At 50.3% G+C, this 439-nt stretch carries 1 protein-coding gene; it reads right to left on the bottom strand.

All coding sequences use genetic code 11. The features are described 5' to 3' along the window. Positions 1–213: 213 nt before the first annotated feature. A partial coding sequence (locus MiSe_RS49895) for a hypothetical protein (RefSeq protein WP_226595050.1) occupies positions 214–439 on the bottom strand: 226 nt, incomplete at its 5' end.

Here is a 439-nt window from a genome sequence, read left to right as displayed (position 1 = left end):
GAAAGGCTTTCCAGGTAACGAAAATCCGCTCAATCCCCGTGCCCCGACAACCAATAGGATAAAAAGATCAAATTGCTTTGGGGCACGGCAGAGAAAGGCTTTCCAGGTAACGAAAATCCGCTCAATCCCCGTGCCCCGACAACCAATAGGATAAAAAGATCAAATTGCTTTGGGGCACGGCAGAGAAAGGCTTTCCAGGTAACGAAAATCCGCTCAATCGCCGTGCCCCGACAACCAATAGGATAAAAAGAGCCAATGGCTTTGGGGCACGGCAGAGAAAGGCTTTCCCGATCGCGAAAATCCGCTCAATCGCCGTGCCCCGACAACCAATAGGATAAAAAGATCAAATTGCGTAGGGGCACGGCAGAGAAAGGCTTTCCAGGTAACGAAAATCCGCTCAATCGCCGTGCCCCGACAACCAATAGGATAAAAAGAGCCA

The organism is Microseira wollei NIES-4236 (genome assembly GCF_020521235.1).
GTDB classification, from domain to species: Bacteria; Cyanobacteriota; Cyanobacteriia; order Cyanobacteriales; family Aerosakkonemataceae; genus Microseira; species Microseira wollei.
This window is presented reverse-complemented; position numbering and strand designations above follow the sequence as displayed.